At 57.9% G+C, this 26,425-nt stretch carries 27 protein-coding genes; 12 read left to right on the top strand and 15 right to left on the bottom strand.

What is annotated here, in order from left to right:
- A partial coding sequence (locus IIA05_04255) for a carboxypeptidase regulatory-like domain-containing protein (protein MCH9026317.1) occupies window positions 1-1,510 on the top strand: 1,510 nt, incomplete at its 5' end.
- A 55-nt stretch (window positions 1,511-1,565) separates the two neighbouring features.
- Here the strand turns inward: IIA05_04255 and IIA05_04250 are convergent.
- From IIA05_04250 to IIA05_04240, 3 genes are all read right to left on the bottom strand, one after another.
- Window positions 1,566-1,841, bottom strand: coding sequence for a transposase (locus IIA05_04250; GenBank protein ID MCH9026316.1), 276 nt, complete (start codon window positions 1,839-1,841; stop codon window positions 1,566-1,568).
- Between the two features lie 12 nt (window positions 1,842-1,853).
- Window positions 1,854-2,678 carry a carbon-nitrogen hydrolase family protein gene (locus IIA05_04245; GenBank protein ID MCH9026315.1) on the bottom strand — a complete coding sequence of 275 codons (825 nt, stop codon included), beginning with the start codon at window positions 2,676-2,678 and terminating at the stop codon, window positions 1,854-1,856.
- Between the two features lie 64 nt (window positions 2,679-2,742).
- Window positions 2,743-2,895 carry a hypothetical protein gene (locus IIA05_04240; protein ID MCH9026314.1) on the bottom strand — a complete coding sequence of 51 codons (153 nt, stop codon included), beginning with the start codon at window positions 2,893-2,895 and terminating at the stop codon, window positions 2,743-2,745.
- Window positions 2,896-2,926: 31 nt separating this feature from the next.
- On the opposite strand from IIA05_04240, the gene IIA05_04235 reads away from it, so the two are divergent.
- From IIA05_04235 to IIA05_04225, 3 genes are all read left to right on the top strand, one after another.
- Window positions 2,927-3,238, top strand: coding sequence for a GIY-YIG nuclease family protein (locus IIA05_04235; protein ID MCH9026313.1), 312 nt, complete (start codon window positions 2,927-2,929; stop codon window positions 3,236-3,238).
- A gap of 69 nt (window positions 3,239-3,307) precedes the next feature.
- Window positions 3,308-3,790: a YbaK/EbsC family protein gene (locus IIA05_04230; protein ID MCH9026312.1), complete on the top strand. Its 483-nt coding sequence runs from the start codon at window positions 3,308-3,310 to the stop codon at window positions 3,788-3,790.
- A gap of 178 nt (window positions 3,791-3,968) precedes the next feature.
- The gene (locus IIA05_04225) at window positions 3,969-4,181 is read left to right on the top strand and encodes a cold-shock protein (GenBank protein ID MCH9026311.1); all 213 of its coding nucleotides are present in this window, start codon (window positions 3,969-3,971) and stop codon (window positions 4,179-4,181) included.
- Between the two features lie 150 nt (window positions 4,182-4,331).
- Here the strand turns inward: IIA05_04225 and IIA05_04220 are convergent, their stop codons facing one another.
- Genes IIA05_04220 through IIA05_04210 form a run of 3 tightly spaced genes read right to left on the bottom strand, consistent with a single transcriptional unit; the run spans window position 4,332 to window position 7,550 of the window.
- Window positions 4,332-4,925: a hypothetical protein gene (locus IIA05_04220; GenBank protein ID MCH9026310.1), complete on the bottom strand. Its 594-nt coding sequence runs from the start codon at window positions 4,923-4,925 to the stop codon at window positions 4,332-4,334.
- Window positions 4,926-4,934: 9 nt separating this feature from the next.
- Entirely contained in the window at window positions 4,935-6,353 is a 1,419-nt protein-coding gene (locus IIA05_04215; protein MCH9026309.1) for an adenosylhomocysteinase, read from the bottom strand.
- 36 nt (window positions 6,354-6,389) lie between these two features.
- Window positions 6,390-7,550, bottom strand: a complete 1,161-nt coding sequence (locus tag IIA05_04210) for a methionine adenosyltransferase (protein ID MCH9026308.1) — start codon at window positions 7,548-7,550, stop codon at window positions 6,390-6,392.
- Window positions 7,551-7,697: 147 nt separating this feature from the next.
- Between IIA05_04210 and IIA05_04205 the strand changes: the two genes are divergently transcribed.
- From IIA05_04205 to IIA05_04180, 6 genes are all read left to right on the top strand, one after another.
- Window positions 7,698-8,252 carry a thioredoxin family protein gene (locus IIA05_04205; protein MCH9026307.1) on the top strand — a complete coding sequence of 185 codons (555 nt, stop codon included), beginning with the start codon at window positions 7,698-7,700 and terminating at the stop codon, window positions 8,250-8,252.
- Window positions 8,253-8,485: 233 nt separating this feature from the next.
- Complete coding sequence (gene tkt / locus IIA05_04200) at window positions 8,486-10,477, top strand: transketolase (protein ID MCH9026306.1); 1,992 nt, start codon at window positions 8,486-8,488, stop codon at window positions 10,475-10,477.
- A gap of 31 nt (window positions 10,478-10,508) precedes the next feature.
- The gene (gene gap, locus IIA05_04195) at window positions 10,509-11,522 is read left to right on the top strand and encodes a type I glyceraldehyde-3-phosphate dehydrogenase (GenBank protein ID MCH9026305.1); all 1,014 of its coding nucleotides are present in this window, start codon (window positions 10,509-10,511) and stop codon (window positions 11,520-11,522) included.
- Window positions 11,523-11,591: 69 nt separating this feature from the next.
- The gene (locus IIA05_04190; GenBank protein MCH9026304.1) at window positions 11,592-12,776 is read left to right on the top strand and encodes a phosphoglycerate kinase; all 1,185 of its coding nucleotides are present in this window, start codon (window positions 11,592-11,594) and stop codon (window positions 12,774-12,776) included.
- Between the two features lie 31 nt (window positions 12,777-12,807).
- Window positions 12,808-14,238 carry a pyruvate kinase gene (gene pyk / locus IIA05_04185; GenBank protein ID MCH9026303.1) on the top strand — a complete coding sequence of 477 codons (1,431 nt, stop codon included), beginning with the start codon at window positions 12,808-12,810 and terminating at the stop codon, window positions 14,236-14,238.
- 9 nt (window positions 14,239-14,247) lie between these two features.
- Window positions 14,248-16,656 (top strand): penicillin acylase family protein, encoded by a 2,409-nt coding sequence (locus IIA05_04180; protein MCH9026302.1) that lies wholly within the window; start codon window positions 14,248-14,250, stop codon window positions 16,654-16,656.
- Here the strand turns inward: IIA05_04180 and IIA05_04175 are convergent.
- Window positions 16,619-17,197: a peroxiredoxin gene (locus tag IIA05_04175; protein MCH9026301.1), complete on the bottom strand. Its 579-nt coding sequence runs from the start codon at window positions 17,195-17,197 to the stop codon at window positions 16,619-16,621. The two genes, IIA05_04180 and IIA05_04175, sit on opposite strands and share 38 nt — an antisense overlap.
- Window positions 17,198-17,257: 60 nt before the next feature.
- On the opposite strand from IIA05_04175, the gene IIA05_04170 reads away from it, so the two are divergent.
- Both IIA05_04170 and IIA05_04165 read left to right on the top strand, forming a co-directional pair.
- Complete coding sequence (locus IIA05_04170) at window positions 17,258-18,280, top strand: NAD(P)-dependent alcohol dehydrogenase (GenBank protein MCH9026300.1); 1,023 nt, start codon at window positions 17,258-17,260, stop codon at window positions 18,278-18,280.
- Between the two features lie 66 nt (window positions 18,281-18,346).
- Window positions 18,347-19,555, top strand: coding sequence for a patatin-like phospholipase family protein (locus IIA05_04165; protein MCH9026299.1), 1,209 nt, complete (start codon window positions 18,347-18,349; stop codon window positions 19,553-19,555).
- On the opposite strand, the gene mgtE is transcribed toward IIA05_04165, so the two are convergent.
- The 8 genes from mgtE to lptC form a co-directional block, all read right to left on the bottom strand.
- Window positions 19,520-20,875 carry a magnesium transporter gene (mgtE, locus tag IIA05_04160; protein MCH9026298.1) on the bottom strand — a complete coding sequence of 452 codons (1,356 nt, stop codon included), beginning with the start codon at window positions 20,873-20,875 and terminating at the stop codon, window positions 19,520-19,522. The two genes, IIA05_04165 and mgtE, sit on opposite strands and share 36 nt — an antisense overlap.
- Before the next feature lie 114 nt (window positions 20,876-20,989).
- Window positions 20,990-21,865 (bottom strand): RNase adapter RapZ, encoded by an 876-nt coding sequence (rapZ, locus tag IIA05_04155; GenBank protein MCH9026297.1) that lies wholly within the window; start codon window positions 21,863-21,865, stop codon window positions 20,990-20,992.
- 13 nt (window positions 21,866-21,878) lie between these two features.
- Window positions 21,879-22,352 (bottom strand): PTS sugar transporter subunit IIA, encoded by a 474-nt coding sequence (locus tag IIA05_04150; GenBank protein MCH9026296.1) that lies wholly within the window; start codon window positions 22,350-22,352, stop codon window positions 21,879-21,881.
- Between the two features lie 85 nt (window positions 22,353-22,437).
- Window positions 22,438-22,758, bottom strand: a complete 321-nt coding sequence (gene raiA / locus IIA05_04145) for a ribosome-associated translation inhibitor RaiA (GenBank protein ID MCH9026295.1) — start codon at window positions 22,756-22,758, stop codon at window positions 22,438-22,440.
- Window positions 22,759-22,794: 36 nt separating this feature from the next.
- Window positions 22,795-24,210, bottom strand: coding sequence for an RNA polymerase factor sigma-54 (locus tag IIA05_04140; protein ID MCH9026294.1), 1,416 nt, complete (start codon window positions 24,208-24,210; stop codon window positions 22,795-22,797).
- 168 nt (window positions 24,211-24,378) lie between these two features.
- On the bottom strand, window positions 24,379-25,104 hold the full coding sequence (gene lptB / locus IIA05_04135) for an LPS export ABC transporter ATP-binding protein (GenBank protein MCH9026293.1): 726 nt from the start codon (window positions 25,102-25,104) through the stop codon (window positions 24,379-24,381).
- Window positions 25,101-25,751 (bottom strand): lipopolysaccharide transport periplasmic protein LptA, encoded by a 651-nt coding sequence (gene lptA, locus IIA05_04130; protein MCH9026292.1) that lies wholly within the window; start codon window positions 25,749-25,751, stop codon window positions 25,101-25,103. Before lptA ends, lptB begins: the two co-directional genes overlap by 4 nt.
- Window positions 25,732-26,289 (bottom strand): LPS export ABC transporter periplasmic protein LptC, encoded by a 558-nt coding sequence (gene lptC / locus IIA05_04125; GenBank protein MCH9026291.1) that lies wholly within the window; start codon window positions 26,287-26,289, stop codon window positions 25,732-25,734. Before lptC ends, lptA begins: the two co-directional genes overlap by 20 nt.
- Window positions 26,290-26,425: the final 136 nt, after the last annotated feature.

The raw sequence follows: 26,425 nt of genomic DNA, 5'->3' as shown, positions 1-26,425 counted from the left end.
GGGAGCAGAGATAGAAGTGCTCACCCAGGGCGACGAGGGACGCGGTAACTGGTCGGGTGAAGCCGAGCTGATCGATCAGACTCGCAGTGACGCCGGAGGCTATTTTCGACTCGGCGTGTATCCGGGCGAATTCCAACTAAAGGCGGGCGCTCAGGGTTTTGCGCCGCTGGCGCTCAGGGACATTGTGGCCGGCAGTCGGGATGTTCAAGTGAGGCTCTCACCCGGTCGGCGCCTGACGGGCATTGTGCTCGACCAGCGGGGTCGGCCGGTTCCCGGCGCAGAGCTGGCCCTCTGGCTGGGTGAGGGAGTGAAGCACCGGTTCGCGGAACCGGTTTCCCTGCTCCAGACTGCCTTTAGCGTACCCGTCGCCAGGCGCACGAGCGACGACGAGGGCAAGTTTCAATTCGAGGGCTTGCGGGCCGGCGCCTATGGACTGCTGGCCCAAAAAGGAGGCTTCACGCCAGGTGTGGCACTGGGAGAGATCAGGCAAGACAACCGGGTCACGACCATCGAGCTGCGACTGGCATCGGGGTTCTTCCTGTTAGGAAGGGTCATTGATCTCGAGGGTAGTCCGGTCCCGGGAGCACTGGTCGCCGTGGTCCCGAACACGGTGTCGAATGAAGTGTTGCATGAGCGGCGCGAGCACGCACGTGTCGCCAGGGAACAGTTTCTGATCCGGGAAGGCCGTAATGAGGAGTTGCAGAACTGGTATGCCCGGCAGGTCCAGAGAGCCCGGGAACAGCCGTATCAGCCCATTTCCCTGAACCGTGCCATAGGTGCGGTCGAAACGGACACGCAGGGCCGTTTCCGGTTCGACACCCTGGAGGAGAAGGTTTACGACCTCAGCGTCGTGGCCGCCGACCTGCTGCCCCGTCGCCTGGAAAACGTCGCCGTCGGACAGGGCGCCACACAGCTAACCGTGGTGCTGGAATCGGGTGTGCGCGTGGAAGGGCGGGTTTTTTCTTCGCTGACCGGCAGTGCGATTTCTGACGCCATCGTGGCCGTTGGCAAGGGCGCCAAACGGCGTCTGTTGAGCCAGACCGATCGGGATGGGTGGTACCGTATAGGCGGCCTCCTGGAGAAGGAAATCGATCAGCTCACCGTCCGCGCGGAGGGTTTCGCTTTGCGCATTTTGGATGGCATCGACGTTCCGGCTGGATCCCAGGTACGCAGGCTCGACCTGGCGTTGGATCCGGCTGTTCGAGTGAGTGGAACCGTGATCGATCCCGCCGGGATACCGGTTGCGGGCGCGTGGGTACACGTGGAGCCTGTTGAGCAGTCACTCGTTTTAATGGCAGCGGGTGATGAGCAGTACGCTCGCGACTTGCGCCTCGTCCTTCGAGGCAGCGCTCAAAGTGATGCGACAGGATACTTCGAGCTCGACAATGTCAATCCAGCTTCATCCCTCGAGCTTTGCGTCAGGCATCCGGAATTTCAGACGCGCTGCATAGAACCCTTCGAAGGCATCTCTGGCCAGCGACTCTCGGCCATCCAGATTCAACTGGAATAGGCGCCTAGATTCCCATCGGAGACTTAGTTTCCCGATTTAATTACTAGAAGCCATCTCATAAATACTTTTTAGCCAAGATCATGAAAGCGGCGAGTTTGAGAAAGGCAAGGAAGTTTTCAGCATAATATTCGAATCGAGTGACAAGCCTGCGATAGTTTTGTAACCATGCAAATAGGCGTTCAACTTTCCAACGCCGTTTGTAACCTCGCAACGCTCGACCGTCTTGGCTCTTTGGTTTCTTACGGTTGGATTTATGTGGCGCAATCAGGGTTACCCCCAGACACTGACACAGATCATCCAGTGGATCGCTATCGTAGGCCTTGTCGCCTATGAATAATCCGGGCTAGGGATCCACCCAGTCGCGGTACAAAGCGGGCCGCCGGTCGGCCAGAAACAGTTTTCTTGCGTGCGACAAAGCGACTTGGGAAAAATCCAGGTCGGCGTACAGTATTTCATCGCTGCCCAGGCCGGCCCTGGCAATAACCACGCCTGCCGGGTTGCAGACGAAAGATTCGCCGGCAAAATCCATCGTCGGTTCTTTGCCGACGCGATTGCACAAGGCGGTAAAAAAACCGTTCTGAAAGGCCGCCACCCGCATTTCCGCTTCGAACAATCCAGCGGGCCATTCGTCCGCAGCGCCGGCTTGCGGCGTCAGAACAAGCTCGGCGCCGGCTACAGCGAGCGCTCTCATATATTCGGGGTAATGCCGGTCATAACAGATCGCGACGCCGATTCTGCCGATGGCCGTGTCATAGACGGCGGCACCGCGATCACCCGGCGTGTAATAGCTTTTTTCATGGAAGCAGGGATAGTCGGGCACGTGCACCATGCGTGTGCTGCCCAGGATGGCGCCATCGGCGTCGATGACCGGCGAGCTGTCAAAGGTCTTGCCGCCATCCATTTCGAGAAAATTGAGCACGACGATGACTTTCAGTTCGCGGGCCAGGGCGGTGAACATCTCCGTGGTCGGACCCGGGATGGTTTCAGCCAGCTTGTCCCGATCCGGACCTGCCGGTTGCGCCGGATAAAACCGGTCGAAAGCAAGCTCGGAAAAACAAACCAGCGCCGCACCGTTTTCCGCCGCTTCGCGAGTCGCGGCAATGCCTTTATTGATGTTTTCTCCGCGGCTACCCGATGCGGGCTGCTGGATTAGAGCGATTTTGGTCATCATCGGATTCCTGGCTCGCCGCCATCGTCCGGGAAGCGGCACGGGGTTTGCGGAAACTTGGGCATCAGTTTACATTAAAAGACGCAATGTCGATCCGGACCTTGGCCCGCATGTCGCCGAGGCGGTAGCCGCCGGGCCGACCCGGAATGGCCTTACCGGCGCTGCCAAAGTACAGGCGATGGAGGGTTTTATGAGCCGAAACATTCAGTTTCGCCATGCATGAGCAATCGGGCATCGATGAATGCCGGATGGGTGAGGCCTGGGAAGACGGGCAACCGGCTTCGCATCCAATATGGTCGGTTTATATCGTTCGCTGCGCCGATGGAACGCTCTATACGGGCGTTGCAAAAGACGTCGATGGCCGTCTGGCCAGCCATAATGACGGCGTGGGCGCTAAATACACACGCTCGAGGCTGCCGGTCAAGCTTGTTTTCCGGGAAGAAGTCGGTGACCACGGTGCCGCGTTGAGGCGAGAGATAAAAATCAAAGCCATGGCCGCTGGCGACAAGCGCGAACTCATAGACGCGTCCAGGATGCCTTGGAATCCTGTGGGCCGGTAAGCAAAGGGAAGCGGACGAATGGTTGGTGAAAAGGGCGGGAGCAGTATCAACCAGGGACGGCAAATCTGAATGTCCGCTTCGGGCTTGCAAAAATTCAGTGCGGCGTTGCTGGACCTGGGGCTGGAATGCCGCGTAATCACCCTGGCCGATACCACTCGGTCGGCCCAGGATGCGGCATCGGCGATAGGCTGCGAGCAGGGCCGGATCGTCAAGTCGATCATTTTCAGGGGGCTGAGCAGTGACACGCCGGTACTGGCGCTGGTCAGCGGCAACAATACCGTATGCCTCGAAAAACTCGGCGAAGTACATGGTGAGGCGCTGGGCAAGGCGGATGCGGAATTTGTCATAGATGCCACCGGATACGCAATTGGCGGCGTGCCCCCGCTGGGGCATGGCCGGATGATCGATACCTACCTCGATGATGATCTGTTTGCACATGCCACCGTCTGGGCGGCGGCCGGCGATGCGCACAGCGTTTTTGAGATAGAAACCAGCAAATTACTGGCCGCGACCCTGGGTACGCAGGCGGCGATCAAAAATTTGTCGCAATAGCGTCGATTCGTGGTGTACAATCGCCGCCACCTCAGGAACGTAGCTCAGCTGGCGTCGCCGATGCCTAATCGCTGAGGAATCCCCAGCCAGGCAAGCGTGACAGGTTTTAGGCCAATTCTTTATGGGGTTGGTAGTTTGTAACTCCGATTTATCGGAAATTTAAAAGTAAGAGAGAGTTATGTCTGAACAAGTAGAAGGTACCGTCAAGTGGTTCAATGATGAAAAGGGTTTTGGATTTATTGAACAGGAAAGCGGTAAAGACGTTTTCGTTCACTACAGCGCCATCGCTGGTAGTGGTCGCAAATCATTACACGAAGGCCAGAAAGTCACGATGGAAGTGACCATGGGCGCAAAAGGGCCCCAGGCCGAAAACGTAATGCCCGCCGAATAAGGCCAAGCTTGCGTGGCCGGATCCTGATATCCAAAAAATAAAAGGATCCGGCCTGCTGCTCCAGGCAGCAAAACATCCCGATATACTCCCGGCCTGACTCGCCGGCGGCATGTGCGTGGCCGGTGCTTTGTACTGGACAACGCCAGTTGCCTATAGTCCGTCCAGCTGCCGTCCCAGTGCGCTGCCAAAAATAATCAGCGCCGGCATTTGAGCGAACAGGCGCAGGCTCTCGGCGACCAGCCGCTTGCGTGCAAGCTGAAGATAATATCCAGCCATCCAGGACAGCAGACCCGCTGTGCCCGTGATCAACAGGATTTTTGCGAGCAGCCTCCAGCCCGGCAACAACCAGTACTGTGTCAAACCCAAATCCTGTGCAAGCCAACCGAACAACATCGCGCTGGCGACCATGCCCTGGAGGGTCAGGACGATCCCCGGAATCCGGCCCAGCCCGGGTACGGCCGGCAGCGCGAGGCTGACCAGCAAGACGCCGTTGATCCACCAGTCGAGCCGATAATGTCCGGCGCTCAGCAAGCTATCGATCGCTGGGGCATCTTGCAGCCCAAACAGCGCCGGGTAGGCGGCGGCCACAAAAACCAGAGCCAGGGCGGCCCTGAGCATGGGGATGTACAGGTGTTCGCTCAGCCAGGTCCCAAGGTTGCTGAGCGATGGGTGATTGTGCAGGTATTCTTCAAAAATCAGCAGTCCGATCGACCCGAGTACAAACAGGAAAATCGCGGTCAGCATTCGATCCGTTTAGTAACGATAATGCGCGGGTTTGTATGGGCCGTCGACGGTTACGCCGATATATTCAGCTTGTTCCGGGGTCAGTTTGGTGAGCGTGGCGCCAATCCTGTCCAGGTGCAACCGGGCAACTTCTTCATCCAGGTGCTTGGGCAGGACGTAGACCTCGTTGCCATACTGCTCAGGCTTGTTCCAGAGTTCCATCTGCGCCAGCACCTGGTTGGAAAAGGAATTGGACATCACGAAACTCGGATGGCCGGTTGCGCAGCCAAGATTCACCAGGCGACCTTCCGCGAGCAGAATGATTCGCTTGCCGTCCGGGAAAATCACATGGTCGACCTGCGGCTTGATGTTGTCCCACTCGTATTGCTTTAGCGCGGCGACGTCAATTTCATTGTCGAAATGCCCGATATTGCAAACGATGGCCTGGTGCTTCATTTTTTTCATGTGCTCATGGCTGATCACCAGGTAATTTCCCGTCGCGGAAACGAAAATATCGGCCTTGTCGCAGGCGTAATCCATGGTGACGACGCGGAACCCCTCCATCCCGGCCTGCAAGGCGCAAATCGGGTCAATCTCGGTAACCCAAACGGTTGCCCCGAGGCCTTTCAGCGACTGCGCGCATCCCTTGCCGACATCGCCATAGCCCGCAATCACCGCGGTCTTGCCGGCTACCATCACATCGGTCGCGCGCTTGATGCCGTCGACCAGCGACTCGCGGCAACCGTACAGGTTGTCAAATTTCGCCTTGGTGACCGAATCGTTGACGTTGATGGCCGGGAACGGCAGCTCGCCGGCTTTTTCCAGCTGGTACAGACGGTTGACTCCGGTGGTCGTTTCTTCGGTGACGCCCTTGAGGTTTTTCTGGATGTTCGAATACCAGCCCGGGTGTTTTTCCAGGCGCTTGCGAATCGCTGCGAAAAGAAATTGCTCTTCTTCACTGCCGGGGTTATCGAGCACGGATTTATCCTGTTCTGCTTTGCTGCCAAGCATCACCAGCATGGTTGCGTCGCCGCCGTCATCGAGAATCATGTTCGGGGTACCGCCGTCGTGCCATTCCATGATCTTGTGCGTAAAATTCCAGTACTCCTCCAGCGACTCGTCCTTGAAGGCGAATACCGGGACCCCGGTGGCGGCTATCGCCGCAGCGGCATGATCCTGGGTCGAATAAATATTGCACGAGGCCCAGCGAACTTCCGCGCCGAGCGCGGTCAATGTTTCAATCAGCATCGCGGTCTGAATGGTCATGTGCAGTGAGCCGGCAATCCTGGCGCCTTTCAATGGCTTTTCGCTGGCATACTTTTCGCGCAGCGCCATCAATCCTGGCATTTCCGTCTCGGCTATCGCCATTTCCTTGCGCCCCCACTCGGCAAGGCTCATATCGGCAACCTCGTAGTCGGCCGGCAAGGCTGTGGCAGTTTCAATGGTCATGGTCTTTTTCTCACGTTCATGTGATCGATGAACCGCTCAGGCCGCGGCTTCCATTTTCAGTAATTCGGCTTTGTCCGTGCGTTCCCAGGAAAAATCAGCTTCCTCTCGACCGAAATGGCCATAAGCGGCGGTAGCTTTGTAGATCGGCCGCAATAAGTCGAGCATTTCCAGGATGGCGAAAGGCGTCAGGTCAAAATGCTGGCGTACTAGCTGAATCAACCGCTCCTCCGAAACCTTGCCGGTGCCAAAGGAATCGATGCTGATCGAGGTGGGCTCCGCGACACCGATGGCGTAGGAAATCTGGATCTCGCAGCGATCGGCCAGACCGGCGGCGACGATATTTTTGGCAACATAACGGCCGGCATAAGCAGCCGAACGGTCGACCTTCGATGGATCCTTGCCAGAGAAGGCGCCACCCCCGTGCCGGGCCATGCCGCCATAAGTATCGACGATAATTTTTCGTCCGGTCAGGCCGCAGTCACCGACCGGGCCACCGATCACGAAACGGCCAGTCGGATTAACGTGAATCCGGGTTTTCTTGTGCAGCCAGCCATCCGGCAGCGTCGGGCGAATAATCTCCTCGATAACCGCTTCCGTCAGGTCCGCATGCGATATGTCCGGGTCGTGCTGGGTTGACAGGACGATGGCATCGACGGCGACCGGTACGTTGTCTTCGTAGCGTATGGATACCTGGCTTTTTGCATCCGGCCTCAGCCAGGGCAAAGTCCCGTTCTTGCGCAGTTCGGCCTGCCGCTGGACCAGCCGGTGAGCATAAGTAATCGGCGCCGGCATCAGTACCTCGGTTTCATTGCTCGCATAACCAAACATCATGCCCTGGTCGCCGGCACCTTGATCGGCCGGCGTCGCACGGTCCACGCCCTGGTTGATATCCGATGACTGCTTGCCGATCGCATTGATCACCGCGCAGGTCGCCCCATCGAAACCCACCTCGGAATTATCGTAACCAATGTCGAGGATCACCTGGCGGGTGATCTCTTCCAGGTCGACCCAGGCATCCGTGCTGACCTCGCCGGCGATAACTGCCATGCCGGTTTTGACCATTGTTTCGCAGGCGACCCTGGCACTTGGATCTAGCGCAATAATTGCATCCAGGACGGCGTCCGAGATCTGATCCGCTACCTTGTCCGGATGACCCTCGGAAACCGATTCCGAAGTAAATAGAAAATTTTTCAGCATGTTACTGAAACCTCTGAATCCTCAGCTGCGCTAACGCACAAGTATAACGGGCAGGCCGGCCGGTTTCACGCGGCCCCGGGATTATGTCGTTTGTTGGCGGCCCGCCTGCTAGTATTTTAAAAGATACTCCTTATCTTCGAGCAGCTGATGATTGCCCTGGAAACGCCTGTTTGTGATTTTGGCTGGCCGGCGCCCGATTTCGCGCTTCCCGACCCGGCTGGCAAGCTATGGACGCTGGAAGATTGCCGTGGCTCGCGTGCCACACTGGTCATGTTTCTCAGCAACCATTGCCCGTTCGTCAAGGCATCGTTGCGACGAATAATCGGGGACTTGCAGGTTCTGGCGCCCGAAGGCGTCGCAGCGGTTGGCATTATGAGCAACGATATCAGCCGTTACCCGGAGGATGGGCCGGATGAGATGCAGCGTCTGGCCAGTGAGCTGGCTTTTCCTTTTCCTTATCTGCTTGACGAAAGCCAACAGACGGCGAGTGACTACGGGGCGGTCTGTACACCGGATTTTTTTGGCTTCAACCAGGACCTGGAACTACAGTACCGCGGCCGTCTGGATGCCGGTCGAACCGAGGAGCCACCGGCCGGCAGCCCGCGCGAATTACTCGATGCGATGCTGCAGATCGTGCGTACCAGTCACGGGCCGCGGGAACAAACGCCTTCTGTGGGCTGTTCGATCAAGTGGAAGACCTGAGGCCGCACCCGCCAGTCTGTCGCGCGCGATTTTGCATATCTGGTGGTGCCACCGAGCGAAGAACCGGCAGCGGAACAATTTTCGGAATATAGCTCAGGCAAAGCGCAGTAAGTGACTCGGCCCGCTGGGCAGGACCTGGCAAGAGTGTATTTGCGAGGGCAGGCACGCAGCAGTTGCCCGTCGGCGGCTCATCGGCGAAAATGCGCCGCTTTCCAACTCAGGATTCAGCAAAAATGCCTCAGCGCAGAGACCTTGCCAATGCAGTTCGTGCCCTGTCGATGGATGCAGTTCAAAAAGCCAATTCCGGGCACCCGGGCATGCCGATGGGCATGGCCGACATTGCGGAGGTACTCTGGAACGATTACCTCAGGCACAACCCGGCTAATCCGCGCTGGGAAAATCGGGATCGTTTCGTGTTGTCGAATGGCCATGGCTCGATGCTCTTGTATTCGGTCTTGTACCTGAGTGGGTATCCGCTGGATATAGAGCAGATCCAAAATTTCCGCCAGCTCGGTTATCATACCGCCGGCCACCCGGAAATCGATCGGGACCTCGGTATAGAAACGACCACCGGCCCGCTGGGGCAAGGCATCACCAACGCGATCGGCATGGCGCTGGCTGAAAAAGTCCTGGCGGCACAATTCAACAAGCCCGGCTTCGATCTGGTCGATCACCATACCTATGCCTTCACCGGTGATGGTTGCCTGATGGAGGGCATTTCGCATGAAGCCTGCTCTCTGGCCGGTACCTTGCGCCTCGGCAAGTTGATTGTTTTCTATGACGACAACGGGATTTCCATCGACGGCAAGGTCGATGGCTGGTTTACCGATGATACGCCGGCCCGTTTCCGGGCCTATGGCTGGCATGTGGTTGCCGATGTCGATGGCCACGACCCGGTGGCCGTGGCGAAGGCCATAGACGACGCCCGCGCCAGCGACAGTCCCAGTCTGATCTGTTGTAAAACGGTAATCGGCTGGGGTTCGCCAAACAAGCAGGGCAGTGCAGCGACCCACGGTGCGCCGCTGGGCGCTGAAGAAATTGCGCTGGTCAGGGAGACCATCGGCTGGCCGCACGCGCCGTTCGAAGTCCCGAACGACATACGCGCCGGATGGGATGCCAGGGGAAAGGGAGCCAGGCTGGAAGAACAATGGCAGCAGATGTTTGCCGCTTACCGGCAAAAGCATCCGCAACTGGGGGCTGAATTCCAGCGGCGCATGGCTGGCGAACTGCCGGATAACTGGCAGGAATTCGCTGCCGGCGTCGTTGAGGAAATAAACACCGAAGCCGCCGATATGGCGACTCGCAAGGCATCGTTGCGGGCGCTCAACGGGTTCGCGCCGGTCTTGCCGGAAATGCTCGGCGGATCGGCGGATCTGACCGGCTCCAATCTGACTTACTGGGATGGGTCGAAGACGATTACCGCAGAGGATGTCGGCGGCAACTACCTTTATTACGGGGTCAGGGAATTCGGCATGTCCGCGATGATGAATGGCATGGCGCTGCACGGTGGTCTGATTCCCTATGGCGCCACCTTCCTGACATTCTCGGACTATGCACGCAACGCCGTACGGATGGCGGCGCTGATGAAAGTGCGCAGCATTTTCGTTTACACCCACGACTCGATCGGCCTTGGCGAAGACGGGCCCACCCATCAGCCGGTAGAACATCTCGCCAGCCTTCGGCTGATACCGGGGATGATCGTCTGGAGGCCATGCGACTCCGTCGAGTCCGTCGTCGCATGGCAGGCGGCGATCGAAAGGCGGGACGGGCCGACCTGCCTGGTATTTACCCGCCAGGGCCTGCCGTTCCAGAAACGTGACGGCAAGCAGATCGAAAATATCCGGCGCGGCGGCTATGTCCTGCGTGACTGTGCAGGAACGCCCGCGTTAATTTTGATCGCCACCGGTTCCGAGGTTGCCGTCGCGATGGAGGCGGCCGAGCAACTGGAAAAATCCGGCGTGTCCACACGGGTGGTGTCGATTCCGAGTACCAACGTTTTCGAGGTTCAGGACGATGCGTATCGCGCTTCGGTGTTGCCTGCCGAAGTTAGCGCCCGTGTAGTTATCGAAGCAGGCGTCAGCGATTGCTGGCATCGTTATGCTGGCCCGAGTGGCCGGATTATTGGTATGGACCGGTTTGGCTTGTCAGCGCCGGCCCGCTTGTTATTTGAAAAATTCGGATTCACCTCGGATAACATCGTCAAGGTTGCCCGAGAGATTCTTTGATCGCAGCCAGATATTCAGAAAGGAAAATAACATGACTGTCAAAGTAGCAATTAATGGCTATGGCCGAATTGGCCGCAATATTCTGCGCTCCCTGTACGAATCGGGTCGCAACGGGGAAATCAGCATTGTTGCCGTCAATGACCTGGGTGACGCGAATACCAATGCCCATCTGACGCGGTATGACACCGCGCACGGCAAGTTCCCCGGTGAGATCAGTGTGGATGGCGACCACATGGTAGTGAACGGCGACCGAATTCGTGTTTGCGCCGAACGTGACCCGGGCAAGTTGCCATGGGCCGAACTCGGCGTTGACGTTGTGCTCGAAAGCACCGGATTCTTTGCCACCAAGGAAAAGGCGGCGCCGCACCTGGCGGCGGGTGCAAAAAAAGTCATTATCTCGGCGCCCGCCGGCACATCCGTGGATGCGACAATCGTTTATGGCGTCAACCACGATACGCTGAAAGCGAGCGACCAGATCATTTCGAATGCTTCGTGCACGACCAACTGTCTGGCGCCGCTGGTCAAGCCCCTGCTTGACAAAATCGGTCTTGAACATGGGCTGATGACCACCATTCACGCCTACACCAACGATCAGGTCCTGACCGATGTCTATCACTCGGATCTGCGAAGGGCCCGTTCGGCGACCATGTCGATGATTCCGGCAAAGACCGGGGCCGCCGCCGCGGTTGGCCTGGTGATTCCGGAACTGGCAGGGAAGCTGGACGGCTTTGCGATCCGTGTGCCGACCATCAACGTGTCGCTCGTGGATCTTGTGTTTACCGCAACCCGCGATACCTCGGTCGAAGAAATCAACTCGATACTCAAACAGGCAAGCGAAGGAGAACTTAAGGGGGTGCTGCAGTACAGTGACGGACCGCTGGTTTCAATAGATTTTAATCACGACCCGGCTTCGTCCAGTTATGACGCGACCCTGACCAAGGTCATGCAGGGCAGGCTGGTAAAAGTTTGCGCCTGGTATGACAACGAGTGGGGTTTCTCAAACCGGATGCTGGATACGACGCTGGCGCTGATGAACGCGAAGTAATAATCGGTCTGCTAGCGGGTCGATCGCAGAGCCGCGCATTGCCGATAGATCTCCTGTGGCGGAGGACATGTGAATTTTCTACGTATGAGTGAACTGGATCTTGCGGGTCAACGCGTGCTGATCCGGGAAGACCTGAATGTGCCGATCAGCGATGGTAATGTCACCAGCGACGCCCGTCTCGGCGCTGCCTTGCCGACCATCCGCATGGCGGTTGCCGCCGGTGCGAAGCTAATGCTGATATCGCATCTTGGGCGTCCACGGGAGGGTGAGTATCAGGAAGAGTTTTCGCTGGCGCCGGTTGCCAAAAGATTGTCCAGCATGCTGGGTTTGAAAGTGAGACTCGAAAAAGACTGGCTGGATGGGCTAAGCATCGATGACGGCGAAGTCGTGCTATGCGAGAACGTGCGCTTTCATCCCGGCGAAAAAAGCAATGACGATAAATTGTCCAGAAAAATGGCGGCGCTGGCTGATATATTCGTCATGGATGCATTTGCCACCGCTCACCGCACCCACGCGAGTACACACGGTGTTGCGCGGTATGCGCCGATCGCTTGTGCCGGGCCGTTGCTGGTTGGAGAAATGCAGGCGCTGAGCCAGGCGCTGGAGAATCCGGCCAGGCCGCTGGTTGCCATCGTCGGCGGTTCCAAGGTCTCGAGCAAACTTACTATCTTGAAGACGCTTGCCGAAAAGGTTGACCAGTTGGTTCTTGGCGGCGGTATTGCCAATACCTTTATCGCGGCTGCGGGTCATCCGGTAGGCAAGTCATTGTATGAACCCGATATGCTGGATGCGGCCCGGGAAGTGTCTGAATTTGCCGCCCGGCGTGGAGCGAGTATTCCGCTACCCAGCGACGTTGTGGTCGCCACCGAATTCTCGGATACGGCAGAAGCGGATGTACGTGCAGTGGACCAGGTGGAAGACGATCAGATGATTCTCGATATCGGGCCGGATACGGCTGAAGTCCTGGCCGGCATTGTGCGTGATGCGGGAACCATAGTCTGGAACGGCCCGGTCGGTGTTTTCGAGATCGACCAGTTTGGCGAAGGCACGCGCACGCTCGCCAACGCGATCGCCGAAAGCTCGGCGTTTTCTATTGCCGGTGGTGGTGATACGCTGGCCGCGCTGGAGAAATACAAGCTTACAGCCCAGATTTCTTATATCTCGACGGGCGGTGGCGCTTTCCTGGAATTTCTTGAGGGCAAGACTTTGCCTGCCGTAGCGGTATTACAGGCGCGCGCGCAGGAAGCCGCCTGAGCGGAGGCCCCGGACGCGGGCGAGAGTCGACATGCAAAGACGAACAAAAATAATCGCGACACTGGGGCCGGCGACCGACACGCCCGAGATGCTCGAGCAGATGATCCTGGCCGGCATGGATGTCGCGCGGATCAACTTTTCTCACGGTAAAGCCGAAGACCACACGCGAATAATGCGCCTGATCAGGGAAGCTTCGGCGAAAACCGGGCGTGAGGTAACTGTACTCGGCGACCTCGGTGGCCCAAAGATTCGCATCGAGTGTTTTAGCGAGGATCGCATCGATCTGAAGGAAGGCGATCACTTCTCGCTGGATTACGAATACGATCCCGATGCCGGCACCAATACAGTCGTCGGGATTACCTACGAGCAGCTTTCCCAGGATCTTAGCCCCGGCGATGTCCTGTTGCTCGACGATGGGCAAATAACCCTTGAAGTCATCGAAGTGGCGCATCCGAGGGTCGTTAGCCGCGTATTGGTTGGCGGGGTGTTGTCGAGCAAAAAGGGGATCAATCGCCTTGGTGGCGGACTGTCGGTCAAGGCGCTTTCGGATAAAGATCGTGACGACATCAAGCTTGCCGTGGACATGGACGTGGATTTTCTGGCGGTCTCGTTTCCGCGTGATGCGACTGATGTCAACGAGGCGAAATCGCTGTATCAGCAGGCGGGAGGCCACGGAAAGATCGTCGCCAAGATAGAGCGTGCGGAAGCGATTGAAAATATTGAGTCCATCATCGATGCGGCCGATGTGGTCATGGTCGCCCGTGGCGATCTGGGTGTGGAGGTCGGGTATGCGGAACTGCCGGGTCTGCAGAAAAGAATTATTCGCATGACCAGGCAAAAAAACCGAGTCGGTATCACGGCGACCCAAATGATGGAGTCGATGATCAACAGCCCGATTCCGACCCGTGCCGAAGTGTCCGATGTTGCCAACGCGGTCATGGATGGTTCGGACGCGGTGATGCTGTCCGGTGAAACGGCAATCGGCAAGTATCCGGTCAAGGCCATAGCGGCGATGGCGAGGGTTTGCGAAGCGGCTGAAAAACACCATCTCGTGCATACCCGGTCGCGCCATAGAATCGATTCGACGTTCAAACATACCGACGAGGCGATCGCGATGGCGGCCATGTACACGGCCAATCACCTCGATGTCAAAGCGATTATCGCGCTGACAGAATCTGGCAAGACTGCCCTGTGGATGTCGCGGATCAGATCGGATATACCGATTTATGCTTTCACCCGTCATCAACGGACGCGGCGCAGGGTCAACTTGTACCGGGGCGTGTTTCCGGTATCGTTCGATATCACCCAGACCCGGACGGACAAGGTCTGGAAGCAGGTGTCCGAGCGCCTGCTGGAACAGGGCCTGGTGTCGCAGGGCGATTTGGTTATTTTTACCGAGGGTGAAGCGATTGGCATATCTGGCGGCACAAACTCGATGAAACTGTTGCGGGTGGGTGACTGAAAAAGCCTGATGAGAAGAATTCGCCGATTGCTGCTGCTGGCGGTACTTCTGCCTGCAGGCGCATTTTTCGCCGGTTGGGCCGCGTTGCATGGCAGTCTGCCCCAGCTCGATGGATCTTTCGAACTCGCCGGCCTGAAGGCGCCGGTTACGGTAAAACGCGATCGTCTCGGCGTACCCGAGCTTAGCGCCTGGAGCCTGGACGACCTGGCCCGCGCCATCGGGTTTCTGCACGCGCAAGAGCGCTTTTTCCAGATGGATTTGCAACGCCGCTCTGCCGCCGGTGAATTGTCGGAACTGTTCGGCAGCCGCGCGCTGGCTCACGATCGCTCGGTGCGCATACACCGGCTGCGCCACGTTGCGGGGCAAATTCTCACAGGCTTGACGGCCGGTCACAGGCGCATGCTCGAAGCCTATGCCGATGGCGTCAACGCGGGTCTGGGCGCGCTGGCAGTCAGCCCGTTCGAGTACTTGCTGCTGCGTCAGCCGCCACAGCCATGGATCCCCGAGGACAGTCTGCTGGTGGTGCTGGCGATGTATGCGGATCTGCAAGATGAAAACGCCGACTCCGATGCTGAACGGGGTTATCTGCGAAGCGTCCTGGCTGCGCCGATGTACCGTTTCCTGTATCCCGCGGGTAGCCAGTGGGATGCGCCCCTGACCGGTCCGACGATCAACCCGCCGCCACCGCCAGCGGCCGAGGTCTACGACCTCAGGTCGATTGCCGGGGCCTTGCGCGACACCGATTCTGCAGCGCCCGAATACCAGCCGGAAATGGCCGTGGGCAGCAATAACTGGGCGCTGGCGGGTCAGCGAACCGCACACGGCGGCGGCATGTTGGCCAACGACATGCATTTGCGGCAGCGGGTACCCGCGGTCTGGTACCGGGCGCGTTTCAGGGTCGGCAATGTACGTGGCAGGAACCTGGATGTCACCGGCGTGACCTTGCCGGGTACGCCGTTGATGATAGCCGGCAGCAACGGGCGGGTAGCCTGGTCTTATACCAACAGTTATGGGGACTGGTCGGACCGGGTAATCCTGGAAAGTCATCCTGAGGATGATGGGCGATACCTCACTGCCGATGGTTACCGCGATCTGCAAATCCACCGCGAGACGATCCGGATCAAGGGCGGCGAGGATGTGGTCCTGGATGTGCGCTACAGCCGTTGGGGCCCGGTCATCGGGCGCGACCGGCAAGGCCGGCTGCACAGCGTACGCTGGCTCGCGGCGATGCCGGAAGCGACCAACGTGCGGCTGCTGGAAATGATGTTCGCCGACAGCGTCGATGAAGCGCTGCGGGTTGCGCCCGAAATCGGCATGCCGCAGCAAAATCTGGTGGTTGCCGATGCGGATGGCAATATCGGCTGGACGATAATCGGGAAAATTCCGCGCCGCGAGGGTGGTTACGATCCCCTGCTGCCGGCGTCGTGGGCGCGCCCAGGGACCGGCTGGAATGGCTGGATCAGCGCGGCGGAGTACCCGCGCGTGACCGATCCTGCCTCCGGGCAAATCTGGACTGCGAATTCCAGGACAGTCGGCGAGGCGGAACTGACCCTGATTGGTGATGGCGGTTACAGCCTCGGCGCGAGGAGTAGGCAGATTCGTGACGATCTGGCTCCATTGCAAAATGCAACCCCAGGTGATTTTCTAAAAATCCAACTGGATGACCGGGCTTTGTTTCTGGACCGTTGGCGGCGTCTCGCGCTGGATCTGCTGGCGATGCCCGGCACCAGGCAGACCGCGCAGCGGCAACTGGCGGCAAGCGTTCTGGCGGACAACGAGCTGAGGGCATCGACGGGTTCGCAGGCGTATCGCCTGGTACGAGAGTTCCGGAATCTTTGTTTTGGCCGTGTTAGACATTTTCTGACCCTGGAGGCCCGGCGGGCCGATCCGGATTACCAGCCGCGCCTGAGCCGCAGGTTCGAGGGGGCGTTGTGGCAATTGGTCGACCAGCGGCCGCGGCATTTGCTGGATCCGCAATACGATTCATGGCCGGATTTCCTGCTGGCCGCACTGGATGATGCTGTCAGCAAGCTGGATCCGGACCGGGATGGGCAGCTGGCGACCTGGGGCGATTACAATGTGGTTCGCATCAACCACCCGCTGGGCAAGATTCCCGTGCTTGGCGCATATCTGAATATGCCGCCCCATGCGGCATCGGGCGACACCTTCATGCCGCTTGTGCAGAGCGCGAATTTCGGTGCGTCCGAACGCTTTGCCGTTGCCCCGGGGCGCGAAGCGGAGGGTTACTTCCATATGCCGGGTGGCCAGAGCGGACATCCTCTGTCCGCATATTACCGCGCCGGGTTTCGGGCCTGGGCAAGCGGTAAACCGCTACCGTTCCTGCCCGGGGAGCCGGTACATATCTTGCAGTTGCTACCGGTCAGTCCGCGGCCATCAGGGCTGTCAGGTCGGCAATGACCTGCGCCGAGTGAACATCCGGGTCAACTTTTGGATAATGCTTTGCCAATAGCCCATCAGGGTCGATCAGGAAAGTCTGGCGCTTCGCTATGCCGACGCCGCCACCGATGCCGAGATAGGTTCCATAGCGGCGGGAAATCTCGCCATCGTCATCGGCCAGCAATGAAAAAGGCAGGCTGTATTCCTTGGCAAATTCCCGGTGCGACTCGACATCGTCCATGCTGACGCCCAGCAGGGCGATATTCAGCTTGCGAAATTTGAATATATCGTCTCTGAACGAGCACGCCTCGGTCGTGCAGCCGGGCGTGAAATTCTTCGGATAAAAGTACAGGACTACCCACTGGCCGTCGTAATCATCCAGTTGGTGCCAGTCGCCGTTCTGGTCTTGCAGTTTAAAAGCCGGCGCCGGTTGTCCTACTGCGGGGCTTGCCGCGACCACAGCCGGTGAAAGCAGACCCAGGCAAAACAGGATCGGCAGGATTGATTTATACACTATAGGTCTCCACGATAGATGTTCGAGTCCAGCATCGACGGTCAGCATAACCTATGCGCTGGCCGCTCGCGCGTCTGGCAGCCCAAGAACATACATGCAGGCATATCGATGGCGAGTAAATCGGCTGATGAAACCAGCGCGTGGCTGACGGCTGCCCCGGGGCAGCCTTTGACGCTGGGCCGAGCCAGGCTGAATGCGCTGGGCCCAATGGATGTCGAGCTGGAGGTGATCGCCTGCGGCCTGTGTCACAGCGATTTGCACCTGGTCAACGATGACTGGGGTATCAGCGAGTACCCGCTGGTTCCCGGTCATGAGGTGGTCGGACGGATAATCGCGGCGGGCAAGGCGGTCAGTGACCTGGCAGTCGGTCAGAGAGTCGGCGTGGGGTGGTTATGCGGCGCCTGCCTGGATTGCCCCAGTTGTCATGCCGGTGAGGATAATCTTTGCAGCAAGCCCAAAAGAACCTGCGTAGCCAATGTGGGCGGATTTGCCAGCCGGATACGGGTTGATTCCCGGTTTAGCCATCCGATTCCCCAGGGCCTTAGCGATCTCCGGGCCGCACCGTTGTTGTGCGCCGGCGTAACGGTATACTCGCCGCTGAAAAGGCTGCTGCCGCGGACGGGCCGGGATGTTGGTGTCGTTGGCATCGGTGGCCTGGGGCACCTGGCCGTGCAGTACGCCAGCCGCATGGGCCACCGAGTGACTGCTATCGCTCGTGGACCGGGGAGGGAACAAGATGCCAAGGTCCTGGGCGCGCAATTCTTTCTGGACAACACGGATGGCGGCCAATTGGCCACCTCCGCAGCGGCCTTCGATCTGCTGCTGGTTACGGTCAGCGCGGATCTGGACTGGTCGGTCTATATGCGCCTGTTGAGGCCAAATGGCACGCTTTGCCTGGTTGGGATGCCGGCAGCGACGATCACGGTCCCAATCGACAATTTGGTTGGCGAACAGAAAACACTGACCGGCAGTTCCATAGGCAGTCGGGACATGACCCGGGAAATGCTGGAATACTCGGCCGCCAATGAGATTTATCCGTGGGTGGTCCAGATGCCTATGGACCAGGTCAATGAGGCTCTGCAAATCCTTGCGGATGGCGAGGCACGATATAGAATCGTGTTGACCGCATAGCGATGGTGGCTGGTATCGAGAGATCAGACAAAATGGATTTTTGCCTTGGTTAACAGAGCACAAAAATTGCAGAAAGGACTGGTCCTGCCCGGTGGCGGCGCGCGTGCCGCATACCAGGTCGGTGTACTAAAGGCCATTGCCGAGATGATTCCGCGCGGCTCAACCAGTCCCTTTCCAATCATCAGTGGAACATCGGCAGGCGCCATCAACAGTGCGGTGCTTGCCAGCAACGCCGACAACTATCGCCTGGCGGTCGCGCAAATGGCCAGGGTCTGGCGAAATTTCCGCGCGCACCACGTTTACCGCACCGATGCCTGGACCATGCTGCGCACCAGTCTGCACTGGTTCCTGAGCATGGTATCGGGTGGCGCATTGCTAAAAAACCCGGCCTGCCTGCTGGATAGCTCACCCTTGCGTGAGTTGCTGGCTCGCGATGTGGATTTCGACAAGATCGCCACGGCAATCGAACACGGGTCGCTGGAAGCGCTGGTTATTACCGCATCCGGCTACGGTTCCGCAAAATCCATTTCCTTTTACCAGGCCGCGCCCGGTCACCGGCCGTGGCATCGCATTCGCCGTGAGGGCAGGGCGGGCAAAATCGGTCTCGATCATCTGATGGCCAGTGCGGCGATGCCGGTCATCTTTTCGCCGGTACGCATCGGCGACGAATATTTTGGCGATGGCGCGATGCGCCAGGCGACGCCGCTCAGCGCTGCGATACACCTCGGCGCTGATCGCCTGCTTGCGATCAGCGTGCGGGACGAGACGGGCGAATCGCCACGGGATCGGGAATGGGACGACTCGCCAAGCCTGGGCCAGATCGCCGGTTATATGCTGGATACCTTGTTCATGGACGGTCTGTACGCCGATCTGGAGAGAATCACACGGATCAACAACTTGCTCGAGCATCTGCCGCAGCAAAGCGCGGTGTCGGGGGGCCGATTGCTACGCAGGATAGATTGCCTGGTCATGGTGCCCAGCGAGGATATTCGGGAAATCGCCCTGAAACACGCCCACGAATTGCCGCGTTCGGTTCGTATCCTGCTACGCGGGATGGGCGCGATGAATCGTGGCGGCAGACAGCTGATCAGTTACCTGTTGTTTGAAGGTGGCTTTACCCGCGACCTGATCCGGCTCGGTTATCGCGATGGTAAAGCGCAGGAGGAATCCTTGCGGGCGTTCCTCAATGACGAACCGATAAGAAGTTTGACCGCACCGAGAATCATGCGCGCAGATCTGTCAGGTGAGGAAAAGAGTCCCGAGGCCGAGGAATGACATAAATCCGACGACATCGGTAATCGTCGTAAGAACCACGCCGCCGGCCAGCGCCGGATCGACATCCATGCGCTTGAGAACGATCGGTACCATAACCCCGGACGCGGCTGCAACCAGCAGATTTATGACCATTGCCGCCGCGATAACCGCGCCGATCCGCCAGTCCTGGAACCAGAACACCACCGCCACTGCGACCACGGTCGCCCAGCCCATCCCGTTTAGCAGACCAACGGCGGTTTCCTTGATCATCAACCAGCGCGCGTTGGATTTTTCGACCTGGCCGAGCGCCATTCCCCTGATCATCAGGATCAGTGTCTGATTGCCGGCAACGCCACCCATGCTGGCCACGATAGGCATCAATACGGCGAGTGCGACGACTTCCGCCAGTGTCGCCTGGAACAGGCCGACTACCCATGCGGCAAGAAAAGCGGTTGCCAGGTTAATGCCCAGCCAGACCGACCGGCGGCGCGAACTTGTAAAAACGCCGGCAAACATGTCGTCCTCTTCATCGAGGCCGGCCATGCTCATCAGCGAGTGTTCGGCTTCATCACGGATGACGTCGACGACATCGTCAACCGTGATGCGTCCGAGCAGGCGGCCATCTTCGTCCACGACCGGCGCCGAACGGAGATCGCGATCCTCGAACAAGCTGGCAACGTCTGTCGCGGGCGTCCCGGGCAGGATGCCCGGTCGGTCTTTGTCGATCAGATCTGACACCACGGTTTGTGGGTCGTTGGTGATAAGGCAACTGATATCGAGACTGCCGAGATACTGGTCATTGCGGTCGACCACGAAAAACAGGTCGGTGCCCTGGGGTATTTCCTTGCGCTGGCGGGTGTACCGCAAGACTACCTCCAGGCTTACGTCCGGCCTGACGGTTACGGTGTCGGTGTTCATCAAGCCACCGGCGCTGTCTTCCGGGTAGGCCATGACCGTACTCAGGCGCTCGCGATCCTGATGGCCCATTGAACGCAGTATCTGCAGGGTGATCGTTTCCGGCAGATCGGCGATCAGGTCCGCAAGATCGTCGACCTCCATGCCATCGATTGCCGCCAGCAACTCTGCTGCATCCATGTCCTCGATCAGCTTGCCGCGGACCTCGTCATTGAGTTCGACGAGCACATCACCCTCGATGTCCTGATCGACCAGCTCCCAGACGACTTCACGCTCGGCCGGCGGCAGCGATTCGAGCAGATTGCCTATTTCCGCGGGATGCAGCGCGTTGATCAGGCCGCCTACCTGCTGCAGGCCACCCGATTGCAACGCTTCGCGCAGCCTTTGTAGGCGGGTCTCCGCCGCTGTCAAAATCTCTGCCGTCATGCTGGATTCCCGTGATTGAATCACTGTCCAGGCATTGCTGGACGCATGCGCAGTGTAACTAGGATAAGGGGGGCAGGTCTAACCTGCCATCGTCAGCCCGCTCAACACAGGCTGTCAGCCAGTATCCCGATCCCCGGCCAGTTCATTGTGCCGGGTCAGGACATTCTGATACTTGGCGGAGAACCGGCTGGCCAGGTTTTCGCAAATATAGACTGACCTGTGTTTCCCTCCGGTGCAGCCAATCGCGATCGTCAGGTAATTCCTGTTTTCGCGGACGAACTCAGGCAACCAGTTCTGCAGCAATCCATCGATCTCGCCCAGCATGCGGCCAACCGATTCCTGTGTCTCTAGGAACTCGATGACGTCCGGCTCCAGGCCGGTCAAGTCGCGCAGAGCGGGTTCCCAATATGGGTTTGGGAGACAACGGACGTCGAAAACAAAATCGGCATCGCCCGGAATACCGTGTTTGTAACCAAAAGACTGAAACATCAGTGACATTCTTCCTGCTTCCCGCTGGTCAACCCGCTGGCGAACAATTTCCCGCAATTGATGCACGCTGGTTCGCGAAGTATCGAGTACCAGGTCGGCTGCATTGCGTACCGGCGCGAGGATTTTCTTTTCCCGGCGGATTGCCTCGCGCAGACCGGTCATGTCGTCGCTTAGCGGGTGCCTGCGGCGTGTCTCGCTATAGCGATTGAGCAGCACGCCATCGTCCGCATGCGTAAAAATCAATTCGCAAGCAATATCGCTGTTCTTGAGTTCACCGATCAGTTCCGGCAGTTCGGCAAGATCCTCTGCCCGGTTTCTCGCATCTATACCGATGGCAATCTTCTGGCCCTGTTGATTGCCAGACTCCCTGGCGTTGGCGACCACGTTGTCGACGAGTTTTACCGGCAGATTATCGATGCAGTAATAGCCGAGGTCCTCCAGCATATTCAGCGCGACACTTTTGCCGCTGCCGGAGAGGCCGCTGACAATAATCAGGCGCATGCCGCTATCCCGGTCATGGCTGGCGTTCTTGCCACGCGCTGGCCGTCGCTATCAGCATCTCGTGCAAGGAGCGACTGTTATTGCACTCGCGCAGCCCGGACTGAAGCTGAGGATCGCTAAGGACCTCTGCGGCCAGCGCCAGAATGCCGATACTTTCATCCCCATCGGGGAACAGGACAGCAAGCGCGAGATCGACCGGCTTGCCATCTGGCGCTTCGTAATCGATAGGCTCGATCAGTTTGGCAAACGCGGCACAGGGTAGTTTCAAACCGCTTGCGCGACCATGCGGAATTGCTATCCCGTTATTCAGCCCGGTCGAGCCTAGCCGTTCGCGCTTGGTCAGGCCGCTAAAAATTTCGTTTGGCGGCAAACCGGCTGAATCGGAATTGCCAAGCAATTCACTTAGAATTTCGAACAAATGTTTGCGGCTGCGCGCATCGACATTGCATGCGACGCGATCTGGTGGTAGTAGTTGTTTGACATCCATAAGTTGCCGGCTGGGACAGGCTAATAGCCCGGATCATTCATGAATGCTCTGCGCAATCATCGCGACGATTCATGAAAAAGCCGGGCTAGAGATAGCGCGTTTTCTGCGCATCTCTGGCGTGATGATCCTGAAGTTTTTCCTTGTGTTTTTTGACCTGGCGGTCGAGCTTGTCGATCAACCCGTCGATGGCTGCATACATATCTTCCTGCACCTCGTCCGCAAACAGCGTTGCACCGCTGACCTGGACGGTTGCTTCCGCCTTGTGGCGCAATTTTTCCACGCTGAGAATACAATGTACATCGGTCACATTTTCAAAATGACGTTCGAGCCGCTCCAGTTTGTTGTCAACGTAATTGCGCAATGCGGGAGTGATATTGATGTGATGGCCTGTAATCGACAATTGCATACTTCGCTCCTTGCAAAAAAACCCATAGCAGTAAGTTCAACGAGACGCCATTCGCCGGCGTTCGCTTGAAGATGGAATATTCATCGCCTCGCGATATTTTGTGACTGTTCTGCGCGCGACGTTGATACCGTCTTCATTCAATACCTTAGCAATCTTATTATCGCTGAGCGGTTTGTTCCTGTTTTCCGATGCCAGCAGTTTCTTGATTTTCGCGCGCACCGAGACCGCTGACTGCTGACCGCCGTCATCCGCAGACAGGTGGCTCGAAAAGAAAAAACGAAACTCGAAAATACCGCGTGGCGTGTGCATATATTTGTTGGTGGTAACTCTGGAAATGGTCGACTCGTGCATCTCTACCGCCTGGGCAATGTCTTTCAATATCAGGGGCTGCATATGTTCCTCACCATGCTCCAGAAAAGGTGTCTGTCTCTCAATTATAGACGTTGCAACCTTGAGTAGAGTTTCATTCCTGATTTCGAGGCTCCTGACCAGCCAGCGGGCTTCCTGAAGTTGCGCTTTCAGCGCCTGATGATCTTTTCCGCCTCGTAACAAACGGGCGTAAGTCTGATTGACTCTCAGTTTGGGGGAAACGGCAGAGTTGGTTTCCACCAGCCAGATATTGTCCTGTTTCCTGACAAATACATCCGGGACGATATATTGGGGTATCGTGCTTTGCACCGCGTAGCCGGGTTTTGGCTGACAGGCGCGGACTGCAGTCAGGGCGTCTTCCAGAAGATCCTCGCTGACCCGCAACATTTGCCGCAGGCGGCCGAAATCCAGTGACGCCACCAAGTCGAGGTGCTCCGCCACCAAACGGTGTGCGAGCTCCAGGCCGGGTGTGTCCGGTCGGAACTGGTCGAGTTGCAGGCGCAAGCATTCCTCTACGGACCTCGCGCCTATCCCGGCGGGGTCAAAACCCTGGACCAGGCACAGTATTTTTTCCAGTTCCTGCTCGTCCGCAATGATTTCCGGAAGCAGAATTTGCTCTATTTCGTCCAGTGTTTCGGTCAGGTAGCCATCGTCGCCGATCGCATCGATGATGGTTCTGCCAATCGCTTGTTGTTCAGGCGATAAATGCTCCAGTCCCAGTTGCCAGAGCAGGTGCTCACCGAGCGTTTCCTGGCTGCGGTCGATGATTTCCGGTGTGGGCAAAAAATCGTCGCTGTTCCAGTTGGATGAGGCCGGGCCAACGTAGTTTTCATCGCGCCACTCACCCACTGCCACATCCGGGCTGGCCGGCTCGGCAGGAGCTGCCGGCTTGGTTTCCTCCGGTTCCGCGGTGGTGCTTCCGGGATCCTCCCCGGTTTCGAGCATGATGTTCTTTTCCAGCGCTTCGCGGATCTTGGCCTGAAGTTCCATCACCGGTAGTTGCAGCAACTGTATCGCCTGCTGCAGCTGCGGAGTCATGGTCAGCTGTTGGCTGATTCTCAATTGCAAAGACAGCTTTACCATAAGCCGGGTTGCCCCCTTGCCGGGCTGGCAGGTCGTTGAAAAAGCCTCATGCGGCACAATCCGGCGTTAAAAATCGGCTCACAACGCTCACTTGCTGGCGTGTTCACTCCGCTTGTTCGCCAATTTTTACCTGGTCTTGCACTCGCCTGAGGGGTTTTCAACAACCTGCTAGAGGCGGAACGATTCACCCAAATATACTTCACGCACTTCCCGGCTGGATAATATGTCATCCGTATCTCCCTCCGCGATGACCTTCCCCTGATGCAGAATATAGGCTCTTTTGCAGATTCCCAGTGTCTCCCTCACATTATGGTCGGTAATCAGTACGCCAATGTTGCGTTCGGTCAACTGGGTAATCACTCTTTGAATATCGAGAACCGAGATCGGATCAACGCCGGCGAAGGGCTCGTCCAGCAATATGAAGCGGGGCCGCGCCGCCAGGGCGCGGGCAATTTCAACGCGCCGGCGCTCGCCACCCGACAGGCTGATACCCATCGAGTTTCGGACCGGTGCGATATGCAAGTCTTCCAGTAATTCCTCCAGCTCCGATTCGCGGCTGGCTCGATCGAGATCCATGCGCAATTCGAGGATCGCGTTAATGTTTTGCTCGACCGTCAGCTTGCGAAATATGGAAGCTTCCTGAGGCAGGTAACCCAGGCCAAGCTGCGCACGTTTGTGCAACGGCAACCCGGTCAAATCGGTATCGTCCAGCATGATGCGCCCGCGGTCACAGGGGATCAGACCAACGATCATGTAAAAAGCCGTGGTCTTGCCAGCGCCGTTCGGTCCGAGCAAACCGACCACCTCGCCTTCCGACACCTCCATCGAGACGTCGGCAACGACGCAACGCGAGCGATAGCTTTTGGTCAGGCCAGTCGCCACGAGATGGGTCACGGTTGATCCTCCGACGCGGCAGCAGGCTCTGCAGGGCGGGTTTTGGCCGACTGTTTGTCGGTGGTCTCTTCAGGGGTGATGGTTATGCGGACCCCCTGGGATTCGTCATCCGGCGACCCGGCAATAATTTGTTCCGCGTTAAAGTCATACAGCAGAGTGCTGCCGCTGATTTCACTGATCCCCGAACTGAGCACCGCGTCGCCGGTCAGAGTCAGCGTTCCGGACTCGCGGTTGTAGATCAATTCATTGGCCTGGCCGGTTATTGCCTCGTCGTTTTTACTGGATTCCCAATTTATGGTTGCCGGCTGGCCGCTAATGCTGGCACTAACCAGGCGATGATCCTGGAAATTAATAACAGCTTTTTCGCCGGAAATCAGCGCCTCTTCCGCCCTGATTTTCACGTTTCCGGTGAAAATCCAGGCGGCATTTTCAAATTCCAGTTCAGTTGCCTCCGCCAGATTCGCGCTGACGCTCATGTCGCCCTGACTGATGGTGACTTCCCTGAAAACCAGGTGGCCGGTTTCACGATCATAGGTGGAAGATGCGGCTTGCAGGTCTATAGCCTCCGGAATCTGCTGGCCATAGCCAGCGGAGGCAATCAGGGCAAACAGCAGCAAAGGCCGGGATTTAGGGTTCAAAATGCGCATTGATTGCCGATTGTAGCTCGACTGTGTTGGCCTTCAAGTCCGCGATCATCCCGGTTGCCGTCAGCCGATAGCCAGCCAACTCGACAATTACCTCGGCGTCGGTGCTGGCGATGGCATTGACCGGGTCGAAAACCAGTTCACTCGTCCTGATCAGACTCATGGCCTTTTCGCCTTTTTGACGCGCCTGCACGTTGTCTCGCAATACGATTTTCCGGCCATCGTCCATAATCTCTCCCTCGTTTGCGCTCAGCTCCCAGCCCTGGTTTTGCTCGCTCCCCGGGTGGCTGACCCGCACCATGCTCAAGCGCACCAGTTTGCTGTTTGGAAACTGTTCTATGCGGTCTGCCTGCAGGCGGTATAACGGTTTCCCCAGGCTGTCACTCTGTACGAGTATAGCGTCTGTCAGGTAGTAACCTGCAACCGCGCGGGCTGCCGATTGTTCCGGTTCATCGGAAACCGGCGAGCGGTCCAAAAACTGGCGGCTGATTGCCAACGCCGCAAGCAATATTACGAAGGCAATGATTCCCCTGAAGTTCACTTAGGAAGCTCTGATCTATTCATGGGCGAAGTAGATTGTGGTCCAAAATGTTCAGATTCAAGGCGCGAATCGCACGTAATAGCAGGCTATTGCGAAGATTTGCAACGCGGAAGCTGGAAATTTTGGGCGCAAGATA

Source organism: Pseudomonadota bacterium, from assembly GCA_022572885.1.
Lineage (GTDB): Bacteria > Pseudomonadota > Gammaproteobacteria > Steroidobacterales > MnTg04 > MnTg04.
The sequence above is the reverse complement of the archived record's forward strand: the minus strand, read 5'-3'. Positions and strand labels throughout refer to the sequence as shown.